The following is a 9,109-nucleotide window of genomic DNA, read 5'->3' on the forward strand; positions in this document are numbered from 1 at the left end:
AGCTAATTAAAACAGGAGACATTAATCAATATAATTGCGGTCGTATGCGCCCCTAAAGCACCGCCCGCGACCGCATCGCCGCCGCCAGCGTGCCTTCGTCCAGATAGTCGAGCTCGCCGCCGACCGGCACGCCATGGGCGAGCCGCGTGACCTTCACGTCGAGGCCCTCCAGCTGGTCCATCAAATAATGCGCCGTGGTCTGGCCCTCAACGGTGGCGTTGACCGCCAGCACCAGTTCCTTGACGCCGCCGCGATGCACCCGCTCGACCAGCTGGCGGATGGTCAGATCGTCCGGGCCGATGCCATCGAGCGGCGACAACACGCCGCCGAGCACATGATAGGCCGCGTTGAGCGCCTTCGCCCGCTCCAGCGCCCAGAGATCGGACACGTCCTCGACGACGATGACCGTCGTCTGGTCGCGCGCCGTATCGAGGCAGATCGTGCAGGGATCATGCGTATCGATATTGCCGCAGGCCGAGCAGACCGTGACCTTGTCCAGCGCCTCGGCCATCGCCGTCGTCAGCGGCGCCAGCAGCTGTTCGCGGCGCTTGACGAGGTGCAGTGCGGCGCGGCGGGCCGAGCGAGGGCCGAGGCCCGGCAGTTTGGCGAGCAGCTGGATCAGCCGCTCGATCTCCGGGCCCGCGATAGTTTTCGCCATGAGGAAGATGCGTCCTTTCTAGAACGGCAGCTTCATGCCGGCGGGAAGTTCGAGCCCGGCGGTCAATTCCTGGGTCTTTTCCTGGATCGCCACGTCGAGCTTGCCCTTGGCGTCGTTGTGGGCGGCNCAGCTTCATGCCGGCGGGAAGTTCGAGCCCGGCGGTCAATTCCTGGGTCTTTTCCTGGATCGCCACGTCGAGCTTGCCCTTGGCGTCGTTGTGGGCGGCGATGACCAGATCCTCGACGATGTCCTTCTCGTCGTCCTTCAACAGCGACGGGTCGATGGCCAGCGCCTGCATCTCGCCCTTGCCGCTCAGCGTGACGGACACGACGCCGCCGCCGGACTGGCCGGTGACGGTGATCCGCGCGATGTCCTCCTGAAGGCCCGCCATCTTTTCCTGCATGGCCTTGGCCTGCTTCATCATGCCCATCAGATCTTTCATGCCGTTCTTCTCCTAATCGTCATCGTCGTCCGAACGCTCGGACGGATCGTCCAATATGTCGTCATCGGAAACCTCGGCGGAAAGGTCCGCGGCGAGATCGACCGCCGCAGCGTCGCCGCGCAGCCGGACATCCAGCACCTTGGCGCCGGGAAACGCCGCCAGCACCGCCGCCACCTCCGGATCGGCCGCCGCGTCAGATAACAGCGTATCGCGCCGCGCGGTCGCCGTTTCCTCGAGCGTCGGCTGCCCCTCGCCGCTGGAGATCGTCACGACCCAGCGCCGCCCGGTCCATTCATGCAGCTTGCGCGAAAGATCGGTGACGAGGGCGCGCGGCGCCTCCGGCGTGAGCGCCACTTCGATCCGGCCCGGCTCCAGCTTGACCAGCCGCAGATAGCGGCGGATCGACACCTGCATCAAGGAATCGCGTTTGTCCTCGGCCAGCGCCACGAGGGCTTCCAGCGACCCGATCTCGACCTCGGGCGGAGCCGTCGTCGGTGCAGGGGCGGGCGCCGCCTGACGCGACGCCTGACCAGATGGCGCGAGCGACAGGCGCGGACGGGGCGGGGCGCCATTGCCGGCAAAGGCCGTCGTTCGATCCGTCTGGCGTTCGGATGCACCCGGCGACGACAGCGCCACACCCACCGCCGGCGCGGCTTGCGCGTGTGCCTGCGCTCCGTCGCCGCCGCTCTTGCCGCCGGCCGGCGGCGGCAGGCCCGCGAGGCGGCCCTCGCGGATCAACCGGACCAGGTCGTCCGGGGACGGCAAATCCGCCGCATGGGCGATCCGGATCAGCGCCATTTCCGCCGCCTGGCGCGGCGATGTGGCGTTGCGCGCCTCGTCCAGCGCCTTCAAGAGCATCTGCCAGACCTGGCCGAGGGTCCGGATCGAGAGCGTCTTGGAAAATTCGAGCCCCCTTTCCGCCTCCATCGGCGACAGCGCAGCATCCTCGGCGGCTTCCGGCACGTAGCGCAGCGTCGTCACCAGATGGGTGAAATCGGCGAGATCGGCGAGGATAACCACCGGATCAGCGCCGGCGACATATTGCTCGCGCAGCTCCGACAGCGCCGCGCGGCCATCGCCCTTCATCAACATCTGGAACAGGTCGATGATACGGACCCGGTCGGCCAGCCCCAGCATGTCGCGCACGGCATCCTCCGTGACCGCACCGGCGCCATGGGCGATCGCCTGATCGGTCAGCGACAGCGCGTCGCGCACCGAGCCCTCGGCCGCGCGGGCGATCAGCCGCAGCGCGTCGTCGTCGACCGCCACGGCTTCGGATTCGGCGATGCGCTGGAGATGCGCCATCAGCGTCGCCGAATCGACGCGTCTCAGATCAAAGCGCTGGCAACGCGACAGGACCGTAATCGGAACCTTGCGGATCTCGGTGGTCGCGAAGACGAATTTCACATGTTCCGGCGGCTCCTCCAGCGTCTTCAACAGGCCGTTGAAGGCCTGGTTCGACAGCATGTGGACTTCGTCGATGATGTAGACCTTGTAGCGCGCCGAGACCGGGCGGTAGCGCACCTGGGCAATGATCTCGCGCACATCGTCGATGCCGGTGTGGGAGGCGGCGTCCATCTCGACCACGTCGACATGCCGGCCCTCCATGATCGCCTGACAGTGAACGCCGAGCCCTTGCATGTGGATCGTCGGTTGGTCGATGGCGTCGGTCTCGTAATTCAGCGCGCGCGCCAGAATGCGGGCGGTCGTCGTCTTGCCGACGCCGCGCACGCCGGTGAGCATCCACGCCTGGGCGATGCGGCCGGTGTCGAAGGCATTGGTGAGGGTGCGCACCATCGGCTGCTGACCGATCAGGTCGTCGAAGGAGCGGGGACGGTATTTGCGCGCCAGAACGCGATAGGGCGTCGCCTGTTCCGAGGCCGTTGCGGCCGGGGTATCATCGGCCATCACGCCTCCTTCCCGCCGGCCGAAAGGCCAGCGACGGCAGAGTGTGGGCGGACGAAAAACGGCATGGCGCGACCCTGGACGGAATGCGGCGGTTGGTGGGCCGTTTCTCCGACGTATGACGCCCCGACGCAAGCCATTCGATGCCGAAGCGGACGGTTCCAACGATCAGTGGGAATTCCCGGGGTGCGCCGCGAGCGCGCCCGGCGTATATCGTTCCCGCCCCCTGGTCACCAATGATTCGAGAAAGAGTTTACCCATGGCACTCGCGCAATATCAGAAGATGCGCCGGCTGAGCCTGGCCGTGCTGTTGCTCGGGGCCTTGATCCTTCTGCTGTTCGTCGGGGCAAGCGAAAACGATGAAATTCACGACGTGGTCGAGGCGATCGGCCTCAGCTTCATCGTTATTGGCGTCGTCGGGCGGATCTGGTGCACGCTCTATATCGGCGGCCGGAAATCGGCGGAAATCGTCACCACCGGACCTTATTCGGTTTCCCGCAACCCGCTCTACGTGTTTTCGAGCATTGCGGCCGCGGGAGTCGGCGCGCAGACTGGCAGCGTCACCATCGCGATTCTGTTTCTCATCGGTTGCGCAGCCGCCTTCCAGGTCGTCATCGCGCGCGAGGAATCATTCCTGAAGGGCGAATTTGGCCCGTCCTACGGCCGGTATCTGGCCACCGTGCCCCGCTTCCTGCCGAAGCCGTCGCTGTTTCGGGACGAGGAAGAACTGCAGGTCCGCACCAAGCTGATCTACCGGACACTGACCGACGGCCTGGTCTTCTTCGTCGCCATGCCCGTCTTCGAGCTGGTCGAAATTGGGCAGCAGAGCGGCTGGCTACCGATTCTCCTGCGGCTGCCATAGGCGCGCGCCTGCGCCCGACCGGGCAACCGACCGCGTCAAAGCATCGCGATTTCGAGAAGAAGGTGGGAGGCTGGCACGATGACCCGTGCCGTGGCTCGTTGGGGCTGCTTCCTTCCGGACCTGACCCGGTTGGCGAGTGGCTCGTCCACCACCAACCTCCCGGCCTCCATATCGGCGATCGGCGCCCTAATTGCAAGACGGGTGCCCAGCGAAGATAAGGATCTCAAAATATGCGAGCCTTCGAACTCGACCCTCGTCTTGCCAGCGACACGACGATGATCGGCCGACTCGGGCTCTGCGAATTGCGCCTGATGAATGATCGCCGGTGGCCTTGGCTGCTGCTGGTGCCGCAGCGCGACGGCGTCACCGAGTTCCACGACCTCACCCCCCTCGACCAGACCATGCTGACCTTCGAGACCGGACTCGTTTCCAAGGCGCTGAAGAACCTCACGGGCGCCGCCAAGATCAACATCGGCGCGCTCGGCAATATCGTTCCGATGTTCCACCTGCACATCGTGGCGCGGAGTGACGGCGACCCGAACTGGCCGGGGCCGGTATGGGGATACGGCACGGCCGAGACCTACGAAGCGGCGGCGGCCGACCGATTCGCGGCCGATATCCGGCAAGCGGTTCTGCCTGCATGAAGGACGACAGCGAACAAGCGCCCGCGCAGGAACTGAGCGGGCTGACCGGGTTCGCCGGAAACCGCCTGTGGCGCGACGGCGAACGGCGCAATGGCGACAGTCTCGCCGCGGCATTGGAACATCCAGACGCCCGCATCTTCCTGACCCACGACGGCCAGTGGCTCTGCCGCACCGACGGTGCCGCGCCGGACCCGAGCTTTGCCAAACCCGCCGCTATCGAATGTCGCGCGAACCTCGACGATTGCGTCCTGCTCGGCTTCGACCCGGCAGGCCGGCCATCGCTCGCCGCCGCGATCGACGGCGCGCCTGCCCCCGCCGACGATCTCGCGCTGATCGGACTTCGCTCGATCGCCATGCAGGCGTTCCTCGATCCCGATACCGAGGGGCAGCTTGGGCAGGCGGCGCACCTCCTCGGCTGGCACGCCAGGAACCGGTTCTGCGCTCGCTGCGGCAAACCGACTGCGGTGGAGGCGGCCGGCTATCGGCGTCGCTGCACCAGCTGCGGCGACGTCGTCTTCCCGCGCACGGACCCGGTGACGATCATGCTCGTTCACGACGGCGACGGGCGTTGCGTGCTCGGCCGCCAGCCGCATTTTCCGGAGAATTTCTGGTCCTGCCTCGCTGGTTTCGTCGAAGCCGGTGAAACCGTCGAAGCCGCCGTCCGACGCGAAACCCTCGAGGAATCAGGTCTGACGGTCGGCTCCGTGCGCTATCTCGCGTCGCAGCCCTGGCCGTTTCCCGGCAGCCTGATGATCGGCTGCATCGCCCATGCGACCAGCCGCGACATCGATTTCGACGCCGACGAGTTGGAAGCCTGTCGCTGGTTCGCGCGCGACGAGGTCCAGGCGATGCTGGCGGGTGAGCATTTTGACGCGCTCGCGGTGCCGCAGCGCTTCGCCATCGCCCATCACCTGATCAAGGCCTTTGCCGACGACGCCCTTTGACGCCGCGTGCCTAACCTATGGGGACCTATTGGCTCGATGGCGCTCCATTACCGTAGAGTCGCTCCGGCGCGGCCTCGTAGACGCCCATGATCTTGACGTCGTGGGTGAAGAACGACAGCTCCTCGAACGCCAGGCGAAGCGACTCGTCCTGCGGATGGCCTTCGACGTCGGCGTAGAACTGCGTGGCGATGAAATGCCCGCCGATCTGGTAGCTCTCCAGCTTGGTCATGTTGACGCCGTTGGTCGCGAAACCGCCGAGCGCCTTGTAGAGCGAGGCCGGCAGATTGCGGACCTCGAACACGAAAGTCGTCACCGTGCGCCCGCCCTGGGCGGCCCAGAGATCGGCTTCCTGTGCGCCAGGTTGCGACAGGATGACGAAGCGGGTGATGTTGTTGGCCGAATCCTCGACGTTGCGTTCGAGGATATCGAGCCCGTAACGGGTGGCTGCCAGCTCCGGCGCCAGCGCCGCCATCGTCCGGTCGCCGGCTTCCGAGACCTCCCGCGCTGCACCCGCCGTATCGCCGGAAACCACCGGCTTCCAGCCATTGCCGCGGATATATTTCCGACACTGGCCGAGCGCATGAATATGGCTCTGGACGCCGCGGATTTCGTCCCGCCCGACGCCGGGCAGGGTCATCAGCTGGAAATGGATCGGCATGAAATATTCGCCGACGATCTGCAGGCCCGAATCGGGCATCAGATGATGAATGTCCGCGACCCGTCCGGCCAGCGTATTCTCGATCGGGATCATCGCCAGCGCCGCCTCGCCGGAGCGCACGGCGTCGAACGCGTCGTCGAAGGATGGACAGGGCAGCGGCGTCATCTCCGGATGGACGACATGGCAGGCCATGTCGGAATTCGCCCCCGGTTCGCCCTGGAACGCGATTCGTTTCGTCGCAGCTTCGCTCACGCTCCAACTCCATACATTGTCCGCGCCCGGTTCAAATCGTCCTGCCCGTCGACACCCAGCGGCACCGCATCGACGATCTCCGCGTCGATACGCATGCCATCCTCGAGCGCCCGCAATTGCTCCAGCCGCTCGCGGATCTCCAGCGTCGAAGGCGGAAGCCGGACGAAACGCTCTAGGCCGGCTCGCCGGTAAGCGTAGAGACCGACATGGTGATAGAGCGGCCCCTCGCCCCAGGGCGCCGTGGCGCGGGTGAAATACAGCGCTTTCAACCGGGTCGGCCCGATCGGCGAGCCGACCAGCTTGACCACGTTGGGATTGGTCTTTTCCGCTTCGTCGCGAATCGCCACGCACAACGTCGCAACGTCGCAGCGCGGGTCCTCGAACGGCGCGAGAACCTGACGAATCGCTTCCGGCTCGATGGTCGGAAGATCGCCCTGCACATTCACCACCGTCTCGACGACGCCGTCGGGATCGAGTCGCGTCAGCGCTTCGAAGATGCGGTCGGAGCCCGACGGGTGCTCGGGCGAGGTCATCACCGCCTCGTGCCCGGCGGCCATAACGGCGGCCCTTATCTCCTCGGCATCGGTCGCCACGACGACCCGGCCGATGCCGGCCGCCTCGGCCCGCTCGGCGACGCGCACCACCATCGGCCGACCGGCGATATCGGCGAGCGCCTTTTTCGGCAGCCGGGTGGAGCCGAGGCGCGCGGGGATGAGCACGAGAATCGTCATGGGCTCCGCATGAACCGAAAAGATGGGCGTGCGGACGCTGAAATTGCACCCGCACGGCGAAAAAGGCACCGAAACCGCCTCTTACAGCTGTTGCCATCAAACCGCAAAGGACCTAGGTTCCGCGCGTTTTTCGCCAGTGGATTGTGGCGGCGTCGCGCCGTCTTTGCAGAGGGACCGTCCCACCAATGAATTCCTTCGAGTTCAACAAGATCGTCGGTGCTGTACTCGCGACGATCTTCGTCCTGTTTGGCGGGAGTATCCTCGCCGAGGGGCTCTTCCACTCCGAGGCCCCCGAGACCCCCGGCTACGAGATCGTCGCGGCCGAAGCGGACGCCGGCGGCGCCGAAGGCGGCGCGGCCAAGGCCGAGGAGACGCCGATCGCCACGCTTCTGCAGACCGCGGACGCCGAGGCGGGCGCCGGACAATTCAAGAAATGCGCCGCCTGCCATACGGCTGAAAAGGGCGGCGCCAACAAGGTTGGGCCGCATCTCTGGGACGTCGTCAACCGTCCGATCGCCTCGATTTCCGATTTCGCCTATTCGGCCGGGATGACCGAGTTCTCGCAGGGTGGTTCGGTCAACTGGGATTACGAACATCTCAATGGCTTCCTGAAGAACCCGAAAGGTTATGTGTCCGGCACCGCGATGGGTTTCGCCGGCCTCAGGGATCCCGAGGCCCGCGCCGAGCTGATCGCCTATCTGCGCACGCTTGCCGACAGTCCGGCGCCGCTGCCGGAGGCGCCGGCCGAGGCCGCCGCGCCGGCAGAGGCAGCAGCCGAGGGTGCCGCCCCGGCTGAAACCGCCGCGGCCGATCCCGCGACGACGACCCAACCAGAGGCCGCGACCGCCGACGCCCAGGCCCAGGCGCCGGCGGTGACCGACACGAACGCGGCGCAGGCCGAACCTGGTGCCGAGGCCGCGCCGACCCAGGCGGCCGAGAGCGAGGCTCAGGCGCCGGCGGCGGAAAAGCCAGCCGAAGCCGCGCCTGCCGAAACCGCCGCACAGCCGGCGGCCGAATCGGCTCCCGCAGCGGAACAACCGGCCCCGCCGGAAGCCGCGGCACCAGCCGCCCCGGCAGCCGCCGCGCCAGCGCAAACGGCTTCGGTGTCCGGTGATCCCGAGGCCGGCGAAAAAGCGTTCCGCAAATGTGCGGCCTGCCATGCGGTCGGCGAAGGCGCGAAGAACAAGATCGGTCCCGAACTGAACGGCATCGTTGGCGAAAAGATCGCCGCCGTCGAGGGATACAAATTCTCCCCGGCTCTGACCGAATATGCGGCCGAGCATCCCACCTGGACGGTCGAGGAACTGACCGCCTGGCTAACCGACCCGAAGGGCACCGTGCCGGGCACGAAAATGTCCTTCGCCGGCATCAAGAAGCCGGAGGATGTCGCCGATATCATCGCCTATCTGGCGAGCTTCGACGAGAACGGCGCCCAGACCGGAAACTGACCGCCGCGCTCCAGCCGTGATGACAGACGAATCCAGGAAAGGCCCCGGTGCGAACCGGGGCCTTTTTGATGGGGGCGCTGTCCGCCGACGCCCCCGATCGGTCGCAAGACGGCGTCATTCCATGACAGTGGATTCGACCCCATTGGGTTGTTTTTCTGTCTCTCGCAAACGAGGTGCGCCCACATTCAGGGCGGGTATTGCTGGGCCAAAAACCCCGATGCAACCCTTCCGCGAAACGCCGAATATCGCTGTCCAGAAGACATCAGAACGCCGGACCCTGCGACAAAACCGGAGCCGTTCTCAGCGCTGAACGCTGAGGTTTACGTAAGAGCACGTGCCACGTTTTATCGCTCAACGATCGAACCGGCCGTCCATCAGTAGCTTTCGCGCGGTGCGAGCTCGTGCATTACCCGCCCGTGCGTCCCGTTTTACTTCTTCCCAATTGCGAGGGAGGTACTCATACCAACGGGCGCTGATCAAGACCCATGCGCCCACTCTCGCATTCCGATGGACGTGATTTTCCAGGGCTGATCGACGAGCTTGTTCCAAGCTGCGCAGCAGTGGG

The 9,109-nt window shown here is 65.9% G+C and carries 8 protein-coding genes, 1 other RNA gene and 1 pseudogene; 4 read left to right on the forward strand and 6 right to left on the reverse strand.

Annotated features, from left to right (window positions below; genetic code table 11):
* Positions 1 to 52 precede the first annotated feature (52 nt).
* The 3 genes and pseudogenes from recR to VSX60_RS08595 form a co-directional block, all read right to left on the reverse strand.
* On the reverse strand, positions 53 to 658 hold the full coding sequence (gene recR, locus VSX60_RS08580) for a recombination mediator RecR (RefSeq protein WP_327623737.1): 606 nt from the start codon (positions 656 to 658) through the stop codon (positions 53 to 55).
* A gap of 127 nt (positions 659 to 785) precedes the next feature.
* A pseudogene (locus VSX60_RS08590) lies at positions 786 to 1,100 on the reverse strand (YbaB/EbfC family nucleoid-associated protein); the annotation flags it as partial.
* Between the two features lie 12 nt (positions 1,101 to 1,112).
* A complete protein-coding gene (locus VSX60_RS08595; RefSeq protein ID WP_327623738.1) occupies positions 1,113 to 3,008 on the reverse strand; it encodes a DNA polymerase III subunit gamma/tau in 1,896 nt (631 codons plus the stop codon).
* 256 nt (positions 3,009 to 3,264) lie between these two features.
* On the opposite strand from VSX60_RS08595, the gene VSX60_RS08600 reads away from it, so the two are divergent.
* Entirely contained in the window at positions 3,265 to 3,867 is a 603-nt protein-coding gene (locus tag VSX60_RS08600) for a methyltransferase family protein (protein WP_327623739.1), read from the forward strand.
* A gap of 62 nt (positions 3,868 to 3,929) precedes the next feature.
* Here the strand turns inward: VSX60_RS08600 and ffs are convergent.
* An RNA gene (gene ffs, locus VSX60_RS08605) (signal recognition particle sRNA small type) lies at positions 3,930 to 4,027 on the reverse strand.
* Positions 4,028 to 4,097: 70 nt separating this feature from the next.
* Here ffs and VSX60_RS08610 point away from each other — a divergent pair.
* Together VSX60_RS08610 and nudC are read left to right on the forward strand one after the other, a co-directional pair.
* The gene (locus VSX60_RS08610) at positions 4,098 to 4,511 is read left to right on the forward strand and encodes an HIT family protein (protein ID WP_327623740.1); all 414 of its coding nucleotides are present in this window, start codon (positions 4,098 to 4,100) and stop codon (positions 4,509 to 4,511) included.
* Positions 4,508 to 5,455, forward strand: coding sequence for an NAD(+) diphosphatase (gene nudC / locus VSX60_RS08615; RefSeq protein WP_327623741.1), 948 nt, complete (start codon positions 4,508 to 4,510; stop codon positions 5,453 to 5,455). Before VSX60_RS08610 ends, nudC begins: the two co-directional genes overlap by 4 nt.
* Positions 5,456 to 5,480: 25 nt before the next feature.
* Here nudC and VSX60_RS08620 read toward each other — a convergent pair whose 3' ends face one another.
* Both VSX60_RS08620 and VSX60_RS08625 read right to left on the reverse strand, forming a co-directional pair.
* On the reverse strand, positions 5,481 to 6,305 hold the full coding sequence (locus VSX60_RS08620; RefSeq protein ID WP_442873072.1) for a prephenate dehydratase: 825 nt from the start codon (positions 6,303 to 6,305) through the stop codon (positions 5,481 to 5,483).
* Positions 6,306 to 6,361: 56 nt separating this feature from the next.
* On the reverse strand, positions 6,362 to 7,096 hold the full coding sequence (locus VSX60_RS08625) for a 3-deoxy-manno-octulosonate cytidylyltransferase (RefSeq protein WP_327623743.1): 735 nt from the start codon (positions 7,094 to 7,096) through the stop codon (positions 6,362 to 6,364).
* Between the two features lie 185 nt (positions 7,097 to 7,281).
* On the opposite strand from VSX60_RS08625, the gene VSX60_RS08630 reads away from it, so the two are divergent.
* Entirely contained in the window at positions 7,282 to 8,544 is a 1,263-nt protein-coding gene (locus VSX60_RS08630) for a c-type cytochrome (RefSeq protein WP_327623744.1), read from the forward strand.
* Positions 8,545 to 9,109 lie beyond the last annotated feature (565 nt).

It is taken from the genome of Aurantimonas sp. A3-2-R12, assembly GCF_036016755.1.
GTDB lineage: Bacteria > Pseudomonadota > Alphaproteobacteria > Rhizobiales > Rhizobiaceae > Aurantimonas > Aurantimonas coralicida_A.

Bases quoted from the DNA above. Each gene is read 5' to 3' on its own strand.
- recR (WP_327623737.1), bottom strand. From the start codon at position 658: ATGGCGAAAACTATCGCGGGCCCGGAGATCGAGCGGCTGATCCAGCTG.
- VSX60_RS08595 (WP_327623738.1), bottom strand. From the start codon at position 3,008: ATGGCCGATGATACCCCGGCCGCAACGGCCTCGGAACAGGCGACGCCC.
- VSX60_RS08600 (WP_327623739.1), top strand. From the start codon at position 3,265: ATGGCACTCGCGCAATATCAGAAGATGCGCCGGCTGAGCCTGGCCGTG.
- VSX60_RS08610 (WP_327623740.1), top strand. From the start codon at position 4,098: ATGCGAGCCTTCGAACTCGACCCTCGTCTTGCCAGCGACACGACGATG.
- nudC (WP_327623741.1), top strand. From the start codon at position 4,508: ATGAAGGACGACAGCGAACAAGCGCCCGCGCAGGAACTGAGCGGGCTG.
- VSX60_RS08620 (WP_442873072.1), bottom strand. From the start codon at position 6,305: ATGGCCTGCCATGTCGTCCATCCGGAGATGACGCCGCTGCCCTGTCCA.
- VSX60_RS08625 (WP_327623743.1), bottom strand. From the start codon at position 7,096: ATGACGATTCTCGTGCTCATCCCCGCGCGCCTCGGCTCCACCCGGCTG.
- VSX60_RS08630 (WP_327623744.1), top strand. From the start codon at position 7,282: ATGAATTCCTTCGAGTTCAACAAGATCGTCGGTGCTGTACTCGCGACG.